This is a genomic window from Candidatus Jidaibacter acanthamoeba (genome assembly GCF_000815465.1).
In the GTDB taxonomy this organism is placed as follows: domain Bacteria; phylum Pseudomonadota; class Alphaproteobacteria; order Rickettsiales; family Midichloriaceae; genus Jidaibacter; species Jidaibacter acanthamoebae.
Window position 1 is genome coordinate 1 of sequence record NZ_JSWE01000171.1, and the last position, 26004, is coordinate 26004.

14 protein-coding genes are annotated in these 26004 nt (G+C 32.3%); 6 read left to right on the top strand and 8 right to left on the bottom strand.

Translation table 11 applies throughout. From position 1 onward, the window contains the following. Positions 1-379: 379 nt before the first annotated feature. On the bottom strand, positions 380-598 hold the full coding sequence (traD, locus tag NF27_RS07965; RefSeq protein WP_039458045.1) for a conjugal transfer protein TraD: 219 nt from the start codon (positions 596-598) through the stop codon (positions 380-382). Positions 599-620: 22 nt separating this feature from the next. Then, on the bottom strand, positions 621-926 hold the full coding sequence (locus NF27_RS07970) for a hypothetical protein (protein WP_039458047.1): 306 nt from the start codon (positions 924-926) through the stop codon (positions 621-623). A 419-nt stretch (positions 927-1345) separates the two neighbouring features. On the opposite strand from NF27_RS07970, the gene traA reads away from it, so the two are divergent. From traA to NF27_RS12830, 5 genes are all read left to right on the top strand, one after another. Beyond that, on the top strand, positions 1346-7708 hold the full coding sequence (traA, locus tag NF27_RS07975) for a Ti-type conjugative transfer relaxase TraA (protein WP_039458050.1): 6363 nt from the start codon (positions 1346-1348) through the stop codon (positions 7706-7708). A gap of 106 nt (positions 7709-7814) precedes the next feature. After that, positions 7815-9791: an ankyrin repeat domain-containing protein gene (locus NF27_RS07980; protein ID WP_039458054.1), complete on the top strand. Its 1977-nt coding sequence runs from the start codon at positions 7815-7817 to the stop codon at positions 9789-9791. Between the two features lie 93 nt (positions 9792-9884). Then, positions 9885-10790 carry an AlbA family DNA-binding domain-containing protein gene (locus NF27_RS07985; protein ID WP_053332696.1) on the top strand — a complete coding sequence of 302 codons (906 nt, stop codon included), beginning with the start codon at positions 9885-9887 and terminating at the stop codon, positions 10788-10790. 2 nt (positions 10791-10792) lie between these two features. Further along, positions 10793-11008, top strand: coding sequence for an ATP-binding protein (locus NF27_RS13320; protein ID WP_410518032.1), 216 nt, complete (start codon positions 10793-10795; stop codon positions 11006-11008). Further along, positions 10912-11244, top strand: coding sequence for a FaeA/PapI family transcriptional regulator (locus tag NF27_RS12830; RefSeq protein ID WP_053332697.1), 333 nt, complete (start codon positions 10912-10914; stop codon positions 11242-11244). Before NF27_RS13320 ends, NF27_RS12830 begins: the two co-directional genes overlap by 97 nt. Positions 11245-11454: 210 nt before the next feature. On the opposite strand, the gene NF27_RS07990 is transcribed toward NF27_RS12830, so the two are convergent. Beyond that, positions 11455-13743, bottom strand: a complete 2289-nt coding sequence (locus NF27_RS07990; RefSeq protein ID WP_152606881.1) for a hypothetical protein — start codon at positions 13741-13743, stop codon at positions 11455-11457. Between the two features lie 591 nt (positions 13744-14334). Here NF27_RS07990 and NF27_RS07995 point away from each other — a divergent pair. Beyond that, positions 14335-14523: a hypothetical protein gene (locus tag NF27_RS07995; RefSeq protein ID WP_039458068.1), complete on the top strand. Its 189-nt coding sequence runs from the start codon at positions 14335-14337 to the stop codon at positions 14521-14523. 232 nt (positions 14524-14755) lie between these two features. On the opposite strand, the gene NF27_RS08000 is transcribed toward NF27_RS07995, so the two are convergent. From NF27_RS08000 to NF27_RS08010, 5 genes are all read right to left on the bottom strand, one after another. Continuing rightward, positions 14756-18661, bottom strand: coding sequence for a tetratricopeptide repeat protein (locus tag NF27_RS08000; RefSeq protein WP_039458070.1), 3906 nt, complete (start codon positions 18659-18661; stop codon positions 14756-14758). 429 nt (positions 18662-19090) lie between these two features. After that, positions 19091-19222: a hypothetical protein gene (locus NF27_RS13190; RefSeq protein ID WP_275574620.1), complete on the bottom strand. Its 132-nt coding sequence runs from the start codon at positions 19220-19222 to the stop codon at positions 19091-19093. Positions 19223-19408: 186 nt separating this feature from the next. Further along, positions 19409-23374, bottom strand: a complete 3966-nt coding sequence (locus NF27_RS08005; protein ID WP_039458072.1) for an ankyrin repeat domain-containing protein — start codon at positions 23372-23374, stop codon at positions 19409-19411. A gap of 245 nt (positions 23375-23619) precedes the next feature. After that, the gene (locus NF27_RS12835) at positions 23620-23964 is read right to left on the bottom strand and encodes a Tn3 family transposase (RefSeq protein ID WP_053332698.1); all 345 of its coding nucleotides are present in this window, start codon (positions 23962-23964) and stop codon (positions 23620-23622) included. Positions 23965-23974: 10 nt separating this feature from the next. After that, positions 23975-26004 (bottom strand): Tn3 family transposase (locus tag NF27_RS08010; protein ID WP_204367885.1); only part of this gene is annotated, 2030 nt, incomplete at its 5' end.

A 26004-nucleotide genomic window follows, 5' to 3' on the forward strand; every position in this document is an offset into this window, starting at 1 on the left:
ATATAGCTTGCCGCAGCCTTATGCCACATTTTCACATAAATATTTATAATACCCTATTATAATCTTTGCCAGGTACACGCAAGTAATTTATAGCCTTTTCAATATATGGAGTAACAAGCCCATTCGTGTCAACATTTATGGTATAGGTTGTTTTATTTGAAATAGCATTTTCTGCATTTTATCTGGCTTGTACAAATTGCTGTGAAGTATATTTAATGTCTTAGCGTAGGATATTATCCTTTTTCTATCGTGATCCCAATTAGCTCAGAATTATTGTTATCATTAGCCGGAATAAAAACCATTAAATCTTCTATAAACATAACAAACACTCAGATTGTTTTTAATGAATTATATCACAAAAGTAGGCAAATTGCTTTTATTATTTACTGAACTCTTTAAAACCTAATTTCTGATAATAATCTAAATACTCATACTTATCATCTGAGTCTAGTTTTTGCTTAGCATCAACTAAAATACCAAGTAGAATTGCAGATTCTTTAGGATGTAAATAATCAAGGCCAGCCTTAACAATTAATCCACCCATTTGTATTTTACTATGCGCATCTTGCTTACGTTTTATCTGGCTTACTGTCTGCATAGATGATTTAAGTTTATATATACTAGCTATTAGCTTCTTTAGTGTTCTTAGGTTCTTGAATCTGCTTTTTACTGGGAAAGATAGTTGTACCTAACTTAGTAATTTTATCAATCATGTTTTGATCTTTATTCTCTAACAATTCTTTATAGAATAGAAGTAAACCTGCAATAACTTGCCGATCAATATTTAAAGAATTGGTTTTAGAAAAAACATTAAATATATCTTTAGAAATATCCTCAATAATTTTTTGCTTTTGTTTTTCTAAACTTGCTAGAGTATCTAATTTCTTCTGCTCTAATGCTGCTAACTTTTTTATACTTTCTGCCATCTATTATCCATTGTGATTATTAACCAGAACAGTGACGAAGCCTTAAGTTAGTAAAGCTCCGCCAATTTCGCCTGCAGTATTAGCATCCCTGCCTCTACCGCAGAGAGGAAAATATCATAAAACCTTCATAAATGCAAAAAGAAAATAATAAGACAAAGCAGATATAATTAATAAAATAATAGTTAAGTAATCCTTAATAACTATGCCAATTTTGCCTTTATATAAATCCTAGCGGGGGCAGGGGGGACGGCAATGAGTCCCCCAAGTAATAACCACCTTCTCTCGTATAAAAAATTAACAAAGAAAGACTTGAAGAAATATACTGCATCATTTAAGCTTTCGATCAGATAGGTTAAATGCGCAATATACGTTGTTGCACAACGTTGCTTTTAAATATTTAAGTTTGGTAAATAGAACGAGTGGCAATATATTATTTTCATGCAGGAGTTAAAGGTAGAGGAGGGAACAAATCACCTCGAGTTGTTGCTTCTGCTGCTTATAAGAGTGCAAGCAGATTAGTTGAGAAAGTATATGATAAAGAAACCGGCCAGGTTAGTGAAATAACCCATGACTATACAAATAAGAAAGGCGTAGTATTCAGCCAAATATTTTTACCTGCTAATGCTCCTTTAAGATTTAAGAATGCGGAAGTGTTATGGAATGAAGTTGTATACGTAGAAAATAGAAAAGACTCACAGTTCTGTCGTGACTTCACAATTGCATTACCGAAGGAATTTAATACCGAGCGTAATATCGAGTTAGTTAAAGAATATGTAGAGAAAGTATTTGTCGAGCGAGGCATTATAGCTCATGCGAGTATACATATGGATGATGAGAATAACCCGCATGCACATATAATGGCAACTATGCGAGATATTAAAGGTGAAGGTTTCGGAGATAAGAACAGAAAGTGGAATGAAAAAAGCGCAAAGTTATACGAAAGAGAACAGTGGGCAGAAGTTACAAATGAGCATTTAGCTAGGTATGGTTTTATAGAAAGGATTACCCATTTATCTTATAAAGATAGAGGTCTTGATATAGAACCTACAATACATGAAGGATATCACGCGAGAAAGATTGAAGAGAGGGGAGGAGTTGCTGAAGTATGTGAAGTTAACAGAGAGATTAAACTTAAGAATATTGATAAGTTCCTTAAAGATCCGATGAAGGTATTAGACGTAAAGTTTTTTAGCCAAGCAACCTTTACTGATAATGATATTGAGAAGGCAGTACATGACTTAACCGAGGGACAAAGTGATGCATATAATCAGATAATAAATAGAATATATTCTTGTTCTGAAATAGTTAAACTTGAGCAAGCTGATTTAAAAGGAAATAGCCGTTATAGCTTTAAAGATTACATCGAACAGGAAGAGTTAATGTTTAATAACGCTAAGGTATTAGCGGAAAGCAATTTTGTTAAGAAATATAAAGCTGATTACGATGATATATATCAAAAATGCAAAGGACAATACGGTGCGAATGACGAACAGTCAGCGGCAGTTGCTCATATAATCTCCTCTAATAAAAGATTAAACTTAGTAGTAGGAAGGGCCGGAACCGGAAAGACTCATAAAGTACTTAAGCCGGTTGCTGATTACTATAAGCAGGAAGGGTATAAAGTAACCGGCATAGCACTTGCAGGGATTGCAGCTGAGTCATTAAACAGTGATGTAGGAGTAGAGTCGTATACCATTCATTCTTGGTTGAATAAAACACAGATAGAACCTTTGACTAAGAATGATGTAATTATTTTAGATGAAGCAGGTATGGTGGATGTACCGCAAATGGCAAAGATAGTTGAGAAAGTAAAAAGAGCAGGAGCTAAGCTTATAGGAGCCGGAGATCATGCTCAGCTTGCTCCCGTCGGTAAAGGTGCTGCATTTAGAGGTTTAGTTGATAAGGAAGGGGCACAGTTAGTTAGCAAAGTATATAGACAAAGAGAAGGGTGGCAGCAGGAAGCAACAGAGGCATTATCCGAGTGGAACGTAGAAAAAGCTATGCGCGCTTACGCTGATGCCCAGTATATAGTATGGAGTGATAAGAAAGAAGAATCGATAGAAAGATTAGCAAGGGACTATGTAGAGAATTATGAGAAGAACGGAAGGGGGCAAATAACCACCAGCTTTAAAAATTCGGATATAAAACAACTTAATAAAGCGACCAGAGAGTTATTAATCCTTAGAGGCAATCTTGAATTTAGAAAGCATTATAACCTGGTAGGAACAGATAAGCTTGGCAAGGAAATAAGGTTTAATAAAGAGTTAGGAGTAGGGGAAGAAGTAATATTTAAAAAGACCGATTATGATAGCTATAATGTAAAGAACGGTAGTAGAGGAAAGGTAATTGAACTTAAAGATAAAAGTGTAGTAGTTAAGATCAACGGAAGAGATAGAGAAGTAGAAATTAACTTAAAAGAATACAACTCACTGGAATACGCATATGCACTAACTATACATGCAGTACAGGGACTTGGAGAAGAAAAGGTAAACGTACTGGCAAGTAGAGGATTTAATGCTAACCTTGCTTATGTAGGGCTATCAAGATTTAGGCAGTCAATGAAGATTTATGCCGATAAAGAGAACCTCAAAGATCTGCATAGCTTAACTAGTATAATGAGTAGGGATGGAGGAAGTGACCTGGTTACTGATTATAAAGGGATAAGGTCTGAAAAAGCTGATACTGTGTTTAGATACATGGGGTCTGCTGAAAAGGTAAGGAACTTAAGTGCAGAGATAAATGAGTGGTGTAGGGAAGAAGAGGTAGAATGCTTTGAGCATAAGAAGTGGGGAGAACTAATGCAAGCTGTAAGTCAAAGGGAGGAATATGCCAAGAGTATATCCGAAGACTTAAGCGGCCATAGGGTCTATATCAAACAAGCAGGATTATACCAAAACACAATCAAGATACATGCCGGCCTTAGAAAAGGAGAGCTTAGTACTTTAGAGAAGAAAGAGTATGAAGACTTTGCAAGATATGCATTACTTGTAGAAAGTAAAGATAAGGAAAGTATTAAAGAAAGGAACAGGCTTGCAGATTCTGTGCTTAGAGCAAGAGCTGAAAAGAGATACTTATATAATACTTGGGCTGAGGAGCTGGGGATTAAGACGGAAGGGTTATATAAGCATGCACTTGCTTATGCGGCTAAAGATTATAAGAGCTCGGAGTTATTTGCAAAAAGCTTTGCAAGGCTAGAGAAGTTACACTTTGGAAGTAAGCTAAGAGAAGAAGGGATAAGAGGAGAGTTATATAGCTTATATGAAGATATAAAAGCTAATAGGCAAAAGAGAGAAGCAAGTATTGCAGCTATTACTTATACTGAAGGTAAAATTACCTCAGAAGAAAAGGGAATCGCTAAGCTTACTCATGAGATAACCGATAGAGAGCTATATTTAAAAAGAGCTTACCGGGATGAAAAGATTGTCGAGAAGATTGATAAATTAGCAGAAAGAGGTAATTACTCGGTAGAATTACTAAATAAAATAGGGCAAGTAAAGGAAGGATATAAAGTAAGTGACATTATATCGCATCTTGAGATAAGGGATTTATTAAAGCGTAATATTGGACTGGCTAAAGAAGTGATAGATCAGTACCAAAGCAGCCATGATTATAGGAATGCATTATATACTAAAGAAGATACTGAGAAGAAGCTTGGGAGATTTACTCATGACTTTGATTTTAAACAAATAGAAAATGCAGTTAAAGCAGCCCAAGGCAGAAGTCAAGAATATGAAAAAGCATTATCTGTATTTACTGCCCCTACCGTATATGAATGGAGCGGATTTACTAATGAAAGAGGAGAGTTAAAGGAAGAGGCTATATTTAGAGATTTACTAGTAGAAAAATCTGCAAAAGAAATAGTAAGAGTAGAAAATGAAGCAATTAGAGGTAGTTTTTACAGAGAGCTTATAGCAATTAAGAATGACGCAGATAATAGTAGTACAGATAATAATAGCTCAGAGTTAGAAGAAGAGAAAAGCTACTCCGAGAAGATTAAGGAACAAATTAACCATAAATATACTAAAGCGGATAAGTGGATAAGTACCTATAAGACACTACTTGAAGAAGATAAAAAATATACACATAACTTAAGTTATGAGGATGTAGTCAAGCGCAAGAAGTTACAGGAGCTGATAATAGGACATAAAACCGCACTTAAGGAAGTGTTCGGGCAGTATAAGCCGCATGAAATTAGGCTTGCCGGTAAGAAGGATTTATTAGAGCTTGGGCTATATAAAGAAAGAAGCTTTAAAGCATATATAAAGGTGAGCGAGAAAGAAGAAAATGAGCTTGGCCATGAGATTCACAATTTAAATCAAGAAGCTAGGGACAAAGAGAAGAAGGCTCAGGTTAACACCACATCATTTTTGGAAAAAGGTATACATAAAGAAGATAATAAAAAGGTACAAAGCAAGAAGGAAGAGTGGAGGCAGCAATACTCTCAAGAAAGGCACAGCACTAGAGATATATATAGGAACCTCTACGACAGACTGCCGTCACTGCTTCCTGAGTTCGGCTTTAGAGCTAAAGGTAATGCTTATGTCTCAACCACTACCCAAAAAGCAGACGGATCTTTAGGGAATAAGGCAGGTAAGGTACATGTCTATGCTAATAATCCGGGAGTATTAATAGACTATACAAGAGGTAATGTCTCAATATGGGATTATGTTAAAGATAATTATATGCCAAGTGCGAGTAAAGCAGAGGTGCGAGCATATTTACTAGAAGAAGCAGGGCTCTCAGAGAAAAGTGAGAGAATAATACATAAAAGACCTCAACCAAAGGCTGTCAGTAAAGTAGTAGAGGAAAAAGCTAAAGTAGATACCAAGCTAATGGAAGCTATACTTACTTATGCTAAAGTTCAATTAGTTAAAGATAAGAACCCGGTATACGATTACCTAAGCAAAGAGAGAGGGTATAGCAAAGAAGTAATACAGAATATGGAATTAGGCTACATAGCTGATAAGAAAGATATGAGTAAGTACTTAAGAGCAAATGGGTGGCATAATAATAAAATTAAAGAAGCATATAAACTCACTCATTATATCGGACAATCGCATCAGCTTATAATACCGTTTAAGGGTAAAAACGGAGAAGTAATCGGAATTGCAGGAAGAGATTTACATTACACCGAAAGTTCAAGCTTTGGAAAGTATATGTATAGTAAAGAGCTTGAGAGAAGCAAAACCTTACTTAATATACATAACGTAAAAGGACTTAAGGAAGCTGTTATAGTAGAAGGAATGCTCGATTGTTTAAATGCACATGCAAACGGGATTAAAGGTGTACTCGCTTTAGGCGGTACAAGTTTAAATGAAGAGCAGATAAAGCTATTAGCTTTAGAAGGGATTAAGAGCATAACACTCTGTTTAGATAATGACAATGCAGGTTTAGAAGCAGGTGTTAGGATACTGGATAAGCTCAAGACTTTTGCACCTGATATAAATGTTAGATATGCTAAACTACCGGATAATATCAAAGATCCTGATCAACTGATTAAGGAATATGGTAAAGAAGCTCTAGAAAGAGTGATTGCAGATGCAGTACCGGTTAAGGGAATATCTACACTTACAGATATGAGATATGCAGAGTCATTAAGAAGTGTAATGAGTGAAGGATCTATAAGAGATACAGGAATAATTAAAGATAACCGCTTAAGCTTACCTGAAAACATAGGAGAGATGATTACCGAATACCGTACTTTACATAAATCAGTTAAACAGTATGAGGAGTGCAGTAAAGTAATAGAGGGAGCTAAAGAGGAAGATTATTTAAAAATAGGTATAGCTTATAAGCAGCAGGAACAAATAGAGCAAAGCGGTACATTAGAAAAGTATAGAGAACTTAAAGAAAAGATTACTCCAAATATCAAGGGTTTACCTAATGAGCTTAGGAATGCATATTATCATCCTGACAAAAATATAGACGAAGAAGAATATAAAGCTCAAGCAGCAGATATTAAACAAGCGCATGAATTGGCACAGAATAAGGTTGATAAAGATTTAGAGAAGTTTGAGATCTTAGATGTTCAGATTAAATACTATAAAGGTTTAGAGAGTGAAGCAGAAGTTAAGAAGAATGAGATAAGGAAAGCAAGTGGTATATGTAATAATATAGATACGGAGATTAGTAATCTTGTAAAAGAAGTAGGAGACGGAATCAAAGAATCACTTAGTGATACTACTTTAGCAGAGCGCCAACTTGAGGGCAGGGTATATGAAGCTTTAATTGAGACATTAAGTGAAGAAGGAATTAAGCTAAAAGGTACGGCAGTACTTGGGATAAAAAATAAGCTTAGAATCAAAGCACAAGAGATGCTGAATAAAACAATAGCGAACTTGAATGAAGTAGTTAAACTTAAAAAAGAACTGCACAAACAATACCAAGCTAAGGATTTATTGTCCAGAGAGCTTAACGGTATACATGCTAAGCAAAGTAAGTATGACATAGTTAAGAAACAAGAGCTGTACACAAGCTTAGATAAGACATTGGGAGAGAAGTTCGAAAGGCTAAATGAAGAATATAAAACCAGGTATATACTCGCAGGCGGAGGTAAGGATTTAGGAGCACATCTTACTGCAAGGCATCAGATACATATGAAACATGAAGGAAAAGTCTTAGTAGATAAAATCACTAATAACAAAACACAAAAGCATAATGAGTGGATCAAAGAGCCTAATATAGATAAGCTAACGAATCCTGATAAACAAAAAGATAATATAGCAGAGCAATCCTTATCCAATAGTCATAGTAGAAATAGGGATATAGGGTTAGAAATGTAATAATAGATTTTTATCTTAATTATTAATTTAGAAAATTTAATATTATATTTGTATTAAAAATATGATTACTTTGATACTTTTATGAAAAACATACAGGCAAGTAGATATGAAGGGAAATGATCACAACTGGTTTACAATACTCAAAGTTAATGAAAATGCGAATTATTATGAAATACTTGGTATTTCTCAAAGTGCTTCCCAAGAAGAAATTCGTAAAGCTTATCGTACACAAGCTCTAATATGTCATCCTGATAAAATTAAATCTAAAGATTCAGATATAAAACAAGCATGCAATGATGCATTCTTAAAAATCTCGGAAGCATATGAAACATTAACAGATAATTCAAAACGTCAAATATATGACATAAAATTAACGCAAATACCAGCTACTCAAAGTAGTAGCAGTGAACCAAGAATGAATATGAAGCATGCTAGAAACTTATATGAGGAATTGGTTCGTACAGGTATAAGTGTTGGGTATGAGATTGGGCAGGATTTGGGAGGGGTACCTGGAGCAATTTTTGGTGCTTTTGCCGGAGCAGCATTAGCTATAGCCGGAGGAGAATTATTAAAATTAGAAAGAGGTAATAAACTTGCTAATGCAGCAGCTAATAATGATCAGGAACAAATTAATACGCTTTTAGAAGAAGATATATTATTAAATGAGCAGTCAGACGAAATTAAAGGTTATAGAGGTACTGCGCTACACTGGGCAATAAAACATAATAACTTAGAATTATTTATCCGTTTAATAGAGAAAGGCGCAGATAGAGATGCTGAAGATATACACAACGACACTGCTTTTGAGTTAGCATTAAAACATCCGGGTTCGAGAATATATAAATTTATAATTGAAAATGATAGGAAGATTAATGGTAATAAAGCACAACTGGGCAAGTTCGCTTTCTTTGATGCATTATCAAATAAAGACTATAATACATGTGAATGGCTTTTAGAAAATGGAGTAAGTGTAAATACTAGATATATTGAAGGTGGTACGCCTTTACACCAGGCAGTTTTACATAAAGATTATGAAATGTGTGAATGGCTCTTAAACAAAGGCGCGAATATAAACATTCCCAATAAATATGATGAAACGCCTCTAGCATTAGCATTGGAAGACAATAACCCAAGATTACATACCTTGTTAATATCAAGAGGTGCTAATCCAAACACACAAGGTGGCCAGTATAGAAAGACTGCTTTATATTATGCAGCAATTAATAATGATAATGATACGTGTGAATGGCTCCTAAGCCATGGGGCGAATGTAAATATCCCGGATATATATGGCAATACATCTTTACAGTTAGCATTGCAATACAATAACCCAAGATTACATACCTTGTTAATATCAAGAGGTGCTAATCTAAACACACAAGGTGGCCAGTATAGAAAGACTGCTTTATATTATGCAGCAATTAATAATGATAATGATACGTGTGAATGGCTCCTAAGCCATGGGGCAAATGTAAATATCCCGGATATATATGGTAATACTATTCTACATAACTTAGTAATACAGGGCAATTATGATATGTGTGCATGGTTTTTAAATAATGGAGCAGCTGTAAATATTTCAAATAAATGTGGTGAAACGCCTTTGTCTTTAGCATTAAAATATAACAATCCAAAAATACATACATTATTAATAGAATGGGGTGCTAATGTAAACTCTGCTTTATATTATGCAGTATCTTATAATAATTCTCTAATGTGTAACTTACTCTTAAGCCAGCAGGGTGTAAATATAAATATTCAAGATAGTTATGGCAGGACACCTTTACATTGGGCAGTATCTTACAATAATAATCAAATGTGTGACTTACTCTTAAGCCAGCAGGGGCTAAATGTAAATATTCAAGATAGATACGGTAATATACCTTTACATTTAACATCCACGGCCTTAAGCCAAGGAAATATAAATCTTCAAATAATAGATGCTTTAATTAATGCAGGATCTGATGTTAATATAACTAATATCCAAGGAATGCCTGCTCTAGATCCTCAATCATGGCAACAAATACAAAATATTAGGAAATTTGAAAAATTAAATATAAATAATGGTTCTGAACGCGGATGATTTTGAGCCCTTTTATATTACATTACTATTTCTATCACTTCTAATAAATGTTAATAATTGACTTCAGAGCTTGTTCAGAGTAATTTTCGTAGTATGAAAGTAGAAGAATTAATTAAACAGCATGAGAGTAAGATACTTGAATTTAAAGAGAACTTAAATTCAAAAGCTAAGATATTAGCTACAATAATAGCTTTCTCAAATTCATCGGGTGGCAAACTTGTAATCGGTATAAATGATAAGAGCCATAATATAATAGGTATCCAAAATCCTATGCTAATGGAAGAAGCTCTAGCTAGCCTTATTAGTGATTCTATTGAGCCTCGTATTCTTCCTAATATAGATATTATTCCCTGGCGAGATACCCATATTATTATTGTTGAAGTTTATCCAGGCCCTAATCGTCCTTATTACCTTAAAAGTGTAGGTATTGAGAGTTCAACTTATGTTCGAGTTGGTTCAACTAATAGACTTGCTAGCCAAGAAATTATAAATGTCCTTAAAAGAAGTTTATCTGCTAAGACATTTGATGAAGAAATTATGTATGAATTAAACTCTGAAGTTATCAACTTCAGGGTTGCTTCAGAGCTTTTCAAACCATATAGAACCCTGAGTGAAAAGGATTATTATAATTTAGGAATTATTGCTAGAGAACAAGATAAAATATATCCCTCTATAGGAGGAATCCTTCTATTTGGTGAAGATAGACTAAAATACTTCCCAGACGCTTGGATACAAGCTGGGTGTTTTTATGGGGAAGATAAATCTCATATTGTTGATAGCCAGGAAATAAAAGACCACTTACCCATAGCGGTTGAACAAATAATAACATTCATACAAAAACACTTACTTACCAGTATAACAATTGAGGACATACGAAATAAGGAAGTATGGTCGATCCCTAAAGTTGCAATCCGTGAAGGAATAATAACTCAATTGTCCATACTGATTATTCGCTTGGCGGCAGCCCTATTAGGGTTTCTATATTCAACAACCGCATAGAAATTGAAAATCCAGGTTTACTTCCAATTGGATTAACTGTTGAAGACATCACTTCTGGTATATCTAAAGTACGTAATAGGGTAATAGCAAGAGTGTTTCAAGAGCTACATCTCATTGAAAAATGGGGAAGTGGAGTACAGAGAATGATTTCCAGTTGTGTAAATATGCTGGCTTGCCTGCCCCAAAATTTGAAGAGATTGGTACTCATTTTAGGGTGACTTTGTATAAATATCGCACTAATAAACCAATTATATTGGATAATGTAGAAAATAAAATTATAGAATTAATTCTAACCAGAGGACCACTTTCAACCAAAGAAATTGCTGATAATATAGGTTTTTCAGCTCGTAGCATACGCTCTCGTCTACTCCAGATGATTGAGAAAGGAAAAATAGTAGAAATTGCAAAAAACCCAAATGATCCAAAGAAGAAATATGATATTACTTCAATATAGTAAAAGATATAGAATGAAAGCTTTTGCAGTTAAGTGTGAACAAGAGTTTTTGCAATTAAGTATATAAAAGCAAATAGGCTATTATGCAACTAAGGAATCAGAGAATTCAATAATGAATCTGTTCAAAGCTGATTTCCAACCCTTAACCAATATTATTCAATTTTTAGCAAGTTTGTTACCTTAAAGGTAACCTTCTAATAAACCATATAATTATATACTAATACCCTGATTATGCTCGTTTTGTAACCTTATTGTGTGTGTTTTATTCTGTTCTAAAGTATTTATGGTTTTACTTATCTCTTTCCGAGGTACTATCTTAGTATTCTTAAATGCTTCTAATAAATCTTGTATACCTTGAAGGCATAAAACTCTGGCTTCAGGGGTGAATGAAAGAATATTTGTAATAACATCCAAGGGAAGGTTAGAAAAAAATTCATTATTTCCTGGGTTACGGAGTGCTTGGGAGAATGGAATAATTGTTTCCAGTGCTGTGATAATATTATCTTTATATTGTATTTTGTCATATTCAATTAAAGATTTATATTTAGCTAGTTCTGATTTCACCTGATCTAGTAAGAGTACTGCTGTATTAATAATAAACTCACCCTTTTCATCACTAATATTATAGTTTAATCTATGAGTAGTTTTTGGAGTATCTAAGAGCCGATTGCCATGAATAATAAAATTCCTTATAGGTCTAAGTTTTTGCTCATATTCCAAACCAAGTATATCAAAATTCTTAAATGCTTCGCATCCTACTATTTCTCTTATTTTATCTATCTGCTGTAAAGATTGTCCAGCATTATATTTGATGGTGTTAAGTAAAAAAATATTTTCTTGCGAAGGCTTGCTTAACTCTTGCAGTTTAGGGTAATTATCACTTATCCATTTATTAATATCTCCTTCAAAAGGCTTAATACCATACAGCGATATTGCTTCAGTAATATTATTGAGAGCTGTAATAGCAGCCTCTACTCTTTCTTGTATACTGAAAAGAGAACTAGTTAAGTATTCACCTTGTTCATCATAAAATTTACAATACAATTGTATAAAATAGGGAAAATCTTGTTTCCAGCTCGACTTTAAAATGGGATATTTTATTTCTGTTTCTTCTATCGCTTGCTTATATTGATTCCATTGTTTACGTTTTTTTGATAATATAACTTCTAATTCTTTCTTATTCTCTGAAGATAGGCAGGCGTAACCTTGAAAGAAATCTTCTAACAAAGGTTTTAAATGCTTTTTATGCATTCCGGCAAATTTCAAAACAAAATGCTGTGCTTTTGTATACGTCTCTTGTGGAGATACTATTCGCTTTGCCTCTTGATAAAGAGAACCCCAAAATTTTGTTGGATCTTGTTCTGTACTAAATGTTTTATGGTATATACTACATAATACATTAGTAAAGTATTGATACAATTTTGGCATTTCATATTCTTGAATATTTTCAAGCAAAGAAAGATCCATGCCTAACAATTCATCCACCTTTCTTTTATTTCCTGCCGAATCCTGATGTACCAGTGCATCACGAATTTTAACTAGATATTGGAATAATTGATAGTTAAACAATTTTTTTAATTTTGGTTCTAAATATTTTCCAGTACAAAGCTCACCAATTTCAATTAACCGATTAAGAAATGCATGTTGTATAACCTTGGTATCTAGAGAAGATGTAGCAAAAGGATTATTTTGGCTGCTACCTACTTTTGCATATCTACTACCTTTACTATCTTGTAGTTTTTGTAGATTATGGAGAACTAGAGGGGTATTAAAACATAAATTTAAAAGGCTATTTAATGCTTCTTGATTCATTCCCCATGTAATAAGGGCTTTACTAGCAATTAATTCAACTTTAGGACCGCCCTTGGAGGGGTTATAGCTTGAAGTTTGGGCATCTTTTATCATATGCTCAACCAATTCGAGTAATTGTGGTAAGTCATCTTTGCATATACTATTAAAAGCACGCCTAATAATATGTTGCCTTTGATCAATTTCTTTAGTAAAACGCACTACTGCAATAACCTGCTCTTTCGTACGATTTGGTGGTGCAATAAAAGAGCCTTGATAGTTTTTATATTGTAATATACCGCCAAGATGTTCAAATGTTTCCCAAGTAAATGGGTCAGGTCCTAATTTTTCTTTATAAGGATGTCTAAAATCACCGGTTATTTCCGTTAGAACGGTTAGTGATTTAATAAATAATTGTATTTGTATATCTGTAAAGAAATACATTAATTGTATTTGATCTTCTTTAGAAAGGTCATAGACAAACTTTAGTTGCTTAATATTTATAATAAAGTGAATAGCATGCTTGATAAATTCTAAGCGCTTTATGTTTAACGCTTTATCTTCTTGCACCGTAAGCCCTGCTTTGATAGGAATTTTGTCAAAAGCATCATATATTTCAAAAACTTTTTCTGCATACTCTTTTTCAAAGCCACGTTGTAATAGTTCTAGAGACACTGGATGTTTAAATAATGCTGGAAGCTGACCATCCATGCCCTCCTCAATAATTGTTATATCCTCTGCTATTTGAGGAAAGCCTATAGCCTCCAGAAGATAGTTGATAGAGTTATAAGTTGCAAAACTAAGTAAGTTACCATCGACTAATGTTTTTATATAGTTACATAAAAGGTTCCTATGCTCGATCTCAACCGGTGTAAATAATACTATAGTATTTTTCATATCACCCTACCTTATAACTTGAGTAAATTACTAATTAGACACCTTAAATAATAAAATAACATTGTCATTAAACATTTTATTAAAATTATAAAATTAATATTAAGCTATACTTTAACTTAACTAAAAATATAAATATTATTTTCTTTAAAGTGATTTGGTTAAATTTTTACCTCAAAACAACTTGTTTAATATCTTGGTGCACCCATTATTGACTCATATTTTGCCATATATATTGAAAAATTTGATGATATACATTAAATTTAATCAATTAGCTTGCCCGCATAATGAAATAAGGACTCGAAGTCTACTTCAAAACCATTATTAATACTTATACCATGTATACTATCTACACCCCCATAATTATACATTGATTGTTACTTTTGGAGTAATCATAACAATGCAGAATTGGATCTATTTATACTTAAAGATAACAAGAATTTAGGGTTTGAATTTAAATATCAGGATGCTCCTAAACTTACACCCTCTATGCTTATTGTTATGCATGATTTGGAATTTGATTCCCTTACTGTAATTTATCCTGGGAATATTTCTTATGCTTTAACTAAAGATATCCATGTTATAGGCTTACAATAATACTTAGAAGGACTTAGAAAAATAACATAGGTTGCTTTATGTAGTTTATTTTCCATAATGTTAATTATCATACTTTTTTACCAACCTGTTATGCCTTCTTATTTCTATTCTTTAGCTGGCCTATAAGATTTGCTAAATTGCTTTAAATTCAGTACTGCTATAGCTCTTCTTGTGCTCGCTAGATAGCATTTGCAAATGTATTAGTAGGCACAGAAAGTGCGGTACTTAAGGCTTAAGAATAATAAATATATTTATTTATTGTATTGTTAACTATCATAAGTGTTTTTTCGTAAATTCTACTTTGAAAGTCGAAGTCTAGTTCTTTGCAACTAGCTATTAATAATGTTAGAGGTACTTCAGCATCTTGTTGTTTTATATCCATGACTTTTGTAGCAAATTCTGATAACAATATCTTAGCTTTATCAATTTCCTCAAATTCTTTATAAACTTTTATTAATAAGTAATAAGCTAAGATATAAGGTTTAACAGATATAGTACACTTTCTATCCAGCAATTCCTTTAATGGCCGGATTATAGTTAATTTATCAGAATAATTATATTCTAACTCTGGTTCATCTTCTTTAACTACATTTTGCCCTTCCAATAAATCTGCTAACTCTTTAAGCTCCTCTTTGCTATCAAAAAAATTATTGCTAATTAGAAACATTACATATTCTATTTTTAGAGATGCTTTTGGTTCTCCGCTCTTATTTATGTTTAATTTTATAATCGCTTTTGCTTCATTTAAGTGTGTTTTATATACTTCTATTCCCATTCTATCTTTATGTGCATTTATAAAGCTCAAATAAAGATACAATAATAATTGATGAATATCTCTACTAATATAACTGATTCCCCTAAGTACCTCGCAACAATTTAAACTTAAATCAGTAAAGTGCTTATTATATAATTGTACAGCATGTATTCTCAGTATATCGTTCTTACTATATTGCCGGCTTTCTGTAAGATTATAAGAACAAATTGCTTCATTATAAAGTTCCTCTGCCTTAATAAAATTATTTGATAAATACTCTTGATTTGCCCATACTATCCCACTGCGTACAAAGCATACACAATATTTTTCGTAATATGTTCGGTTTTTAAGTTTTAATCTCTCATACATTTCCTTTGCATGTTTAATATTTTTATAAGATTCTTCATATTTCCTTACGTTAAGATATAAGTTTCCTATATTATATAATAAATCTGCAATATCTTTATGATCTGGGCCATATAACTTTTTTCTTATGGTTAAACTTTCATTATAATCCTTAAATGCTTCATTATACTTGCCAAGCTTTGCTAATACTGCGCCTTTATTACTTAATATATCTGCAACAATAGAAGAATCCTCTTTATAAAGGTCTCTAGATATCCGTAAGTCTTCTTGAAAGTATTGCAACGCTTCTTTTTGTTCTTCTTTTTCTACTAATAACTTACCTCTATTATTGAGTATATCTAACATAAGAGGGTGATAGCCACAATATTTTCTCTGGATCATTTCACAACTTTGCTCATAACAATATAAAGCTTCTTTATTTTTTCCTAATTTACTAAGTATGCTACCTTTATTTACTAAAGATTGGGCAATCTCTATATTATCACCTTGGTATAACCTTTCTCTCATTTCTAATGCTTCTTGTGTAAGCACTAAAGCCTTTTGAAAATCTATCTGGTAATCATGAAATATTTTTCCTCTATTATGTAATAATATAGCAATAATAGTATGATCACCTTTGTAATGTTTTCTAAATATGCTCAAACTTCTTGAATTATTCTCTAAAGCTTCTTCATATTTGCTTATCCCGTCCAAAATGGCACTTCGAGTAAGTAAAGTAATTGCATAAGGAATCTCTTGGCCTTGATTTATATTATCACTGATAATCTCATCACATAGTTTAAGTGCTTTGTAATTCCTTCCCGTCTGATGATACAATCTAATTAAATTGTCTCTTATTATTACATTATTTTTATAATCTGTTCTTTCAAAATTATATATAGCTTCTTCATATTTCAAAAACCTCATATATATAAAACCTTGCACAGTTTCTACGTTAAAATGTATATCACTTTCAAAATAATTTTTTTCAAAAATGCTGAGATTCTCTGAACCACTAATAACCCCAGATAAAGGTACTAAAATATAGTAATATTTATATAATAATTTTATGTTTTTTAAGTGAAATATTTTCTCAGTAACTTCTTTTGGCCATTCAACAAGGTGTGAATGATATCTTGCTAATATGGAAAGGTCTTCTCTTTGGCTGCCATTATGTGAATATGTTCTGAGCCTTAATTCAGCAGCTGTACTAAGCGCTATTAGCAGTTGCTTTGTTTGGTCTAATCTTAGGTTAGAGCTACTATGCTTGGATAAAAATTTTATACCTGCCCAAATATTCTGACCAATCATACTACCTTTACACTTAACAAGAGCAGCAGCTATCCTATCAGTGAACCTATGAATTTCTTTCTTTACTTTTAGTATTTGCCCTTCCTTATCTTCGTTAACAAGCTCTTCCAGAGGATTATATTTAAGACAGTCTTGCTTTAACAAAGCAAAAGCTCTTTCTATTATTATAGCTTCAAATTTTTTTAAATTTTCATAATGCCTATTAATTAATTTATTATTGCCTAGTATCGGAGTTATATGCCATAATGCTTGCACTAAGTGTGGGTCTTCTTTCCACCATATGTCTTCTTCTTGAAATCTTGCAAACTCACTAATAGTCCCTATTAATTCGTAAGGAATACATTCTACCTTAATTTCTCCTCCATTTTCATTACTTTTAACTTTTATAAATCCTTTTTGCCTACCTAAAGGTGTTTTACAAGCATGCCAATGTGGACCATCAAAGCTAAACCCAGTGTTTGTAAAATTATCATAAAACCAATTAAATTCTGCATCACTTTCTGATACCTTAAAGTTATTTAACTCCTCTACTCCTAATAATCTAAGTGGTGATTCTCCAAAGTTTATAACTTTGATATGCATCAATACTGCTAAATTTCTAAAGTACTCTTTAACTTTTTGTTCATCCTCTTTTTCTAGCTCTTCTTCTATAAGTATACCCCATTCAAAATCCGACCAAGGCGTCATAGTACCTAATGCCATTGACCCCAAAACAAATGGAGCATATTTTACTACCCTTTTACCTCCTTTCTTTATATCGTATATTTCTGGTAACCCACCTAGCTCTTTAATACAATCTTCTAGTAATCTTTTTATTAACCCACCATTTCCTATAAAAAATTCTCTTATACCTGCATATATTTCCTCAACTCTTTCCGTTCTTATTCTTAATCCCTCCTCATCTAGCTCCTCTTCTCCTTCAACAATTCCTAAGTCTTCTATATCGTTTAGTTGTTCTATTATCCTATCTCTATGTTCCGTTAATTCTTTTTTATATTTTTCTATCTTCTTTAAACTTCTTTCACCTCTATACTCTTCAGATGTAGTTTTATCCTCCCTGGTAACTTTAATAAATTTTTCTTCAATTAACCCTATATTATTCCTTATTAATAATTGCCTTTCCTCCTTATCTATACCCTCAGACAACTTATCTACTAATTTAATTAAATAATGATATATCCCCACTGCCTTAGGATAATCTAACCTACTCTTACTTTGTGAATATATTTCCCCTAGCTTTAAAAATAACTCATATTCCTGCTCATAATATTTGCCTGTATTTATTCTATTGTTACTTAGCTGTAACCCTTCTTTTATCTTTTTTAAACTCCCTCCTATATCTCCTTTTTTATATCGCTCATTTACTCCTATTATTATACTTTGTAATTTGTTTTTTAGGTCTCTTGTATCCATAAAAATTGGATCATTGGCATTTACTATGGTGCCTGATATTATTTCTAATTCTTCTTCACTAGCCTTCGAAGGATTCTCCTCTTTTATTTCATCATTCTTTTTATCTTTACCTTTTTCTATATTTGATATTATAATTATTTGCTTTTCAGTGTGCTCAAGTTGCTGTTCTACCTCAACATTACCCCTACCTTCATTTATTATTCTTAGTAACTTATCTCTTCTAGATTTTAGAAACTTTAATCGCTCTATATAAGAGCTTTCTTTATCTTCTCTTTTATTAATTTCACTAAGCCTATCTTTACTTATAGCACGCATAGATTAAAACCATATCAAGCAATTTACTATAAGTTCTGTTTTCTAAGTAATTATCTTGCAAGCATCCATATATTATTCTTATTATAAATATTTTAATTTAAGTTGTATTACTTATATTAAGATATTGTATTACTGGATAAACTTATTGATTGAGAAAATAGCGCATATTCTTTTATTTTTCGAGAGCATAATCCTGATCCTGACTGTATATGGGTATTTCCGTCCCGCTCCTCGAGAAGGTTAAATTCTGAAATAATGTAGCACAAGCTTTCTCCCGTATAATTTATTTAATATGCTTTTAGGGTTTTTTTGGTGACAACTCAGTAAAATACTATGCTGTATAAATCTCTTAGCGTAGGATATTCTCCAAATCCCAGCGTGGGCCCTATTTGCCTTCTATCTCTTAATAGCTCTATACTTGATTCAGCCTCAATTATTTTTTTCTAATATGCTATTTGTAGGATTAGCTTTAAGTTTTTCCAATAGATCTATTTGGTAATTCTCTAAGATTTCTAACTGCTTACTATTATTATGTTCTTGAGATTGGCTTGTATTTTTCATTTTTTTTAATCCGCTTATAAAATTACTATTATTTCATTTTTTATGGTTAGCATTTATTACCAATCTCTGTATACTTTGCTAATGAACTATCTTAGTTAGTATTTAATATTTACCTTTTCAAATTAAATCTAATCAGTTAACTATTAAATTGAAGCTTCTTATATACTTGGAAAAAAACCTCATCTATCATATCTTTTCCTTGCCTTTGTCCCTGCATTTCCTATTATTCTCGCGCCTTGCTACCTCTATATTTGTATATGTTCGATTGCTAGTATCTTTTCTACTTTGTTGTTCCCTCAATTTATCTATATTTTCTGAATCAAGCTCCAATAATATTGAAGTAGATGAAGAAATGCCTCTATTTCTCTCTTTAGTAGCTATGCTGCCTGTATCATTTTGAGACACTCTTTTTCTTTTTCCTATAGTAGATTCCGGAGCCTTAAATACTTTCTCTGTATCAATTTCTTCTTGCTGTGCAACTTGACTATTATAATAAGAGTGCCTTGGAAACAAGGATCTACCCCTTTCCATTTGATAAACAATATTTTTAAATTCTATGATAAATTCAGAAAAATTGTTTAAAAGATTATCTTGCCTAATAACCTCTTCTACCTCTATTTTCATTTCTGCTTCAATCTCCATTCTTTCTTCTTCTGTTTTCCTTATATATTCCTGAAGATCCTGTATCATATCTTTTAATATTTCAGAGTCACTTCTAAAAGAGTGGTTAGATTTAACATCTTCTTTTTCGGAAGCTAGGATCGTCTTTTCATCACTAAACAGTTCTATTTTTTCTAATATAAATTTAGCAATTGCTAAATGGGTACTTTTAATAGCTGCTTCAATAAGTATTATTTTTTCTTTAGGAAGAAGACTGTTTTTTAATGTGATCAATAGTCTTTCTTGCTCGCTCACAATAGCCCTCGCTTGCTCCCTTACTTTTTCTATACTACTACAGAATAATGGATGCCCAGATGTGTAACTTCCACTTATATCAGATATTATCGTACCTCTACCTCCTAAACTACCAACTTTATGTGTAAAAAGATAGTTAGCCCAGCTGTTAGTACGAACATGTGTTTGAGTTACTTCTTTTAAGGCTGTAATATCTTCTATAAGTATTCGTTGAAATTTTTCTTTTTTAAAATCTTCACTAAATCTAATATAGTTCTTTTGTGATGTTCTTATATATCTTGCGGCTCTATCCGGAATCATTGTAATAAGAGGGTTTTTAGCACTAAATATAAATGATTCTTTACTTATACCTTCTCTTTTTTTAACTTGCTTTAAAAGCACTTTTGATTCTAAACTGCCTTCTTTAGATTTTCTATCTATAAATGACTCAGGGATAGTCTCCTCTTGGTCAGGTAATAATATATATAAGTTAGGTTCTGGATAATATACTCCTAGAGGTAAGGCTTTAGCAGTAGCTATTCTAGTAATTCTATCAAATTGACTTGCAACTTTTAAAGCTGGTACCATTTCTTTAATCTTACTATCAAAGTTTTCTGGTAATTCTATTGCCTTTGCAGGGAATTCATAGCCAGTAGTCATAACTACCGGTATTGCAGTTGAAAGTAATTTAGACTCTAAATATATCTGATCATATGATAAAAGTATTCTGTTAAAACTGATTACATCACTATCAACAATGCCAAAATAAATAGGAATGTTAGGCGCATGACTTCTAAATCTAGTAACCAATTCTTTAGTATTTTCATGATTTTTTAAACGCTCTCTTAAAGCTTGATATGGTACTATATGTTCTACTTTATCTTCATTAATTTCTCTAAAAGTTTCTGCTTTATTTGTCCCATTTTGCTCATCATATCTTTTAAGCTGTTTATAAAAGCTTCTTACTTCTTTAAAAGAAACAATATTGTTTTTATTATCATACCATTCATACTCCCAAAATAAACCAAACCTGTTATATTCAATTGATGTATCAATAGGCACCTCCAACTCACTAAATAAACAGTGATTTCTCCTTGTACTCAAAGATCTAGGTCTATTAAGTACAAAGCTAACCGCGACTCTTTGTAGCTTTGAAGAATCTGGTTCATAAAAAGCTTTTGCAGCAAGTTTTTCTAAGAAAGGCTGTATTACATAGCTCTCCATATTATCACCTTGCTTTGATATTCTTGGCTTTATATCACCTCTTATTAAGGTACCCAGAACTGGTCCTTTTTGCTTTGGTTCATCTTTTTTTATATCTTTGAAAGTTTTGAAAGGAAGTGACTTTATATTACTTGTGTCAAATTCAAACATATGTTCTTCGTATTCACCTGAAATGTCTTCATCAGATGACTCATTTTCTAATTCTCTATCATTGCAAGGAACATAGGCTATAGTATTAATCAAATAGTTGGGTTTACGTATTTTAATTAGTTTTAATAAATCGTAATACTTTTTTTCTTTTAAAAGCGTAAACGCATCATTATTTTTACAATCTTTTATTCTTAAAGAGGCTCCGGCTAAAATAAGTTTTGTTGCAATACTTCTTTTCTCCATCATTATCGCAAGCATTAAAGCAGTTCTACCAGTTCTATGTTGTTGATCTAAATCTACCTGATTTTCAATAAGAATATCGATCATCTCTTCATACCCCTTCTCTACAGCTATCATCAGAATGGTCTTTTCATAACGATCAGAAGTATTTACATCTACTCCTGCTTCAAGAAAAATTTTTGCTATCTCAATATCTCCGTTCTCTACAACATTTGCTAAAATGCCTTGGTTTATAACATTATCAATTATATTTGCTCCATTCTTAATAAGAATATTCATCATACTAAGATGGCTTTCGTTTGCAGCTAAGGCTATACAAGTGAAACCCCAATTATTCATATAATTTACTTCGGCCCCCCCCTGAATAAGAGTCTTAACAATATTTTTAAGGTTTTTCTGTGCAGCAAGCATTAAAGCAGTATAACCAGAACTATTAACCAAATTTAAGTCTGCTTTTTTCTTAATAAGAAATTTTACAGCATTTAATTGCTCGTCTATAATAGCATGCATTAAATTAGTATAACCATCATTGTCTTGCGCATCAATTTTGCTGCCATGATCAATAAGTATTTTTACAAGGTCTTTATGGTCTTGGTATAATGCAAATAACAAAGCAGTTTTACCCCTAACGCTCTTAGTATTTACATCCGCTTCATTTTTAATAAGCAACCCTGCAATATCTGTATGCCCATGGAAAGATGCACACATTAAAGGAGTAATACCTTCATGATTTGCAACGTGTATATCTGCACCATTTTCAATAAGGATTTTTGCGATATTTATATAGCCTTTGTTTATAGCCACCATTAAAGCGGTATCACCATTAGCATTTCTAGGGTCTAAAACCTCTATTCCCTTATCAATAAGTATTTCCACTAACTTTTCATGTCCTTCAAATACTGCACACCATAAAACTGATCCACCTATTTCATTTCTTAAATCTACTCCTTCCTCAATGAACATTTTTATAAAAGCTATATTTCCTTTTTGAGCAGCAATCAATAAAGCAGATTGGTAATAATTATTCATTGCATTTATATCCGCCCCATTTTCAATCAGAATCTGTGCAATATCAATACGTTCTTTAAGTGCTGCACACATTAAAGCAGTTCTACCTTTACTATCCTGGAAATTGACGTCTGCACCTCTGTTTATAAGTAAATTAACTTCGTTGTAATTTTTAAATTCTACAGCAGTAATTAATTCCTGGTTTATTCTCAGCTGTGCTTTTTTAAGATGTTTTATTACCTCATTATTTTTTAACTTTTCAGCAATCATTAAAGGCGTATTATCATCTTTATCCCTTACATTTATTAATGCTCCCCTAGCCAAGAGCATTTGTACAATTTTGCTGTTGCCACCGAATATAGATACTATTAAAACTGTATCTTTACCAGTTTGTACATTTACATCTGCACCATTCTTAATAAGCAATTTAATGATTTTTTCATATTTTTGGTAGGCTGCTAACATTAAAGCAGTGCTACCATTCTCATCCCTTGCATTTAAATTTATTTTAATACCTTGCTCTCTAAGCTTTCTAAGAAGATTTTTTACTTCATAAAATTTTCCATTTTTTACCGCTTTTAGTAATAAATTTTCTTGCTCTTCAACTGTAGCTTTAGTATCAAGGCTATTTTTCATTTTTTACATCTGTTTAATTACTTATTTGGTATTTTACCATATGTTTTATAATTTTTAACTTTATTTACTTTAAGATTGTATGGTTCTATATTTTTTAGCCTGCTAAGAGCTTATTAGGAGATAAATCGAAAGGAATAAGAAAATAAATTTTTTACTTAATCATTCACTGGCTTATATAGGACCAGCGGGAGCATTTGAACAGAAACTTACGGTTTTAAATTCAATTTAGTTAGTATAACCGTAAATCACTGTTCATCTTCCCTATTACCAATAAAGTAAGTCCCATTTGGTAAAATGTGTTTGTATGGCAATAAAGAAATATGTGCTAATATTTCATCATTAATCTCTTCGCCGTTTTGCCGTAAGTCAGCAACTATATTTTTAATTTTGGAAGTATTCCAATATAATATAGCATTTGATACTAGGCTTAGGCAGCTAGCTTTGTTCATTATCTCTTCGTAATTATTAGTTGTAAATTCTCCCTGATTTGCAAAAAATATCCATCTAGGAAGCTTATGGCGGTACTCTCCTTTATTTAATTGTAATTGCACTTTTCTACGAAGTTGTTGGTCTGTAATATACTGTAAAATGTATTGGGTTTTAAATAATTCGGCCTAAATTAGTAAATGCCCTTGATAGCCGATCTAATGGAAAGATATTGGTAAGGCGTTGTACTATAACATGGGCCGGAGCAGTTTTTTGCTTTAATGATTGAGCAACTCTAATCATATGCTCCCACTGTTCTTCAACTATATTAATATCTGCTGTCTTATTTAACAGTGGTGTAAATATACCATAATCAACATTCTTCTCAATTCGATAAAGTTGTTGATCCTTTAAATCACGAATTCTAGGCATAAACCGATAACCCAGTAGATAACATAAAGCAAAAATAATTTCGGTATAACCATGTGTATCTGTGGTATGTTCTTGTATTTTTAGAATTGTATTATTTTCTAATAATCCATCTAAAACATATAATGCTTCCCGTGGACTACATGAAATTACTTTAGTACTGAATACTGAATATTGATCTGATATATGAGTATAAATACCGATTGCTTTTTCATAGTAACCATAATAGCGAGGATAATATGCAGATAACAGGCTATCCGCACGCATTTTAAAGCGTTGTGCATCAGAAGAAGATAGCTTGCCGGCCCCATGTATTTCTGCAAATGGTAATTGATGATGCTGATTAACAATCTCTGCACTTGCTGCTTGTATTGTTTCTTCGCTCACATAAAATTGAAAAATATGGCGTAACATGTCAACACTAACACCATCTACGCTAGAACTCATAGCTACTATACCTAAGTTGGTAGCTTGAGAAATTAATGCTGCAATTAGGGTTTTATAGAAATTACGTGGTCTAGCATTATGCTGTTGGATTGGTATAAAATGTCTTGTAAAATTAGTTTGTTGGTCAACTTCTACTAATAGTTGTTCAATCCTGATAATAGGCATTCGTGAATCAATAACTTTTTGTAGTTGTTTTACCTTATCTGGAATTTCCGCCTTATCATCACGTTTTAGGTTAAGCTTACCATTTTTAATTTCAGCAAAATTATCGGTGGTAAATTTCTTTTTTGCATTAGCTAGAGCTTGATTAAAACCTGTAACAAGCACTGTTTTTACATTTTCTGGATGTGATTGTTGTAATTCCTGATAAGCATTTTCCTTGGATTCGTGCCAATTATGTTCATTCATTATCAATTCCCAAAATGACACATATTGTTTGCTTTTAGGCAAATATAAATCTCCTGAGTGTAATGCATCTTTTATTGCTATAGCTAACCCTAGTTCCCAAGCATTACGTTGTATCTTACCATCTTTATTTTTATAACAACCGTGTAACTCCTTGGGTATAAAAGATGTTGGTAGATTACTGGGCAGGCTTTTTATTATGCCATTATCTAATTGCCTAATAATATTAATTGCATTTAATAATGGTTCGGAACCATGTTTAACAACGAATGGCAAGATGATAAATCCTGCAAAGTATTTACGCAAACTTGGGTACCTGTTTAGTAATATATCCCCTAATCCACACTCTTCGAGTTGTTTGAAAGCATGTAGATCATTGACTGAATTTAATAGCTTATTTTCACCAGCACACTGTATGATTTGTTTCTTTTGTAATGGTTGATCATCTGGCCAGGTAAAAATCATATTAGTGACACTCAGTCTTGTATCAATGGCCGACTTTTGCCGTTTTCTAAACTCTCGGTATTTTTTCTCATGAATATGTTTGCTCTCCCGCAACATTTCCTGAACAAACTGGTCATGCATCTTCACCAGATAATCCAGCAAGATTTTTCTAATTTCTACTAGGAAGCATACCATCACGGAATAGCGTTTATGTTCGTTAAACCGCTTGAGATCACGAGCATTATAGCGTATTGCTAATTTATAAAGATAATCTATTAATGGTTGCTCAAATTGCAGATTAATATTATCAATATCAATTCCTTCTAAGAGTTTATAGCGTTGTAAATAACTTTGAAGGGATGAAGTTCCCCCTTCTGAGTAGACAAGAGAGTCTATATAAGTAAATACTAACTTATAAAAGAGCAGAGGAAAGGAATGAGTAAACTGAGAAAATACAGTAAGGAATTTAAAGAAGAAGC

Bases quoted from the DNA above. Each gene is read 5' to 3' on its own strand.
- traD (WP_039458045.1), bottom strand. From the start codon at position 598: ATGCAGACAGTAAGCCAGATAAAACGTAAGCAAGATGCGCATAGTAAA.
- NF27_RS08000 (WP_039458070.1), bottom strand. From the start codon at position 18,661: ATGCGTGCTATAAGTAAAGATAGGCTTAGTGAAATTAATAAAAGAGAA.
- NF27_RS08005 (WP_039458072.1), bottom strand. From the start codon at position 23,374: ATGAAAAATAGCCTTGATACTAAAGCTACAGTTGAAGAGCAAGAAAAT.
- NF27_RS07985 (WP_053332696.1), top strand. From the start codon at position 9,885: ATGAAAGTAGAAGAATTAATTAAACAGCATGAGAGTAAGATACTTGAA.
- NF27_RS07980 (WP_039458054.1), top strand. From the start codon at position 7,815: ATGAAGGGAAATGATCACAACTGGTTTACAATACTCAAAGTTAATGAA.
- NF27_RS07990 (WP_152606881.1), bottom strand. From the start codon at position 13,743: ATGGATGGTCAGCTTCCAGCATTATTTAAACATCCAGTGTCTCTAGAA.
- NF27_RS13190 (WP_275574620.1), bottom strand. From the start codon at position 19,222: ATGAAAAATACAAGCCAATCTCAAGAACATAATAATAGTAAGCAGTTA.
- NF27_RS12830 (WP_053332697.1), top strand. From the start codon at position 10,912: ATGGGGAAGTGGAGTACAGAGAATGATTTCCAGTTGTGTAAATATGCT.
- NF27_RS07970 (WP_039458047.1), bottom strand. From the start codon at position 926: ATGGCAGAAAGTATAAAAAAGTTAGCAGCATTAGAGCAGAAGAAATTA.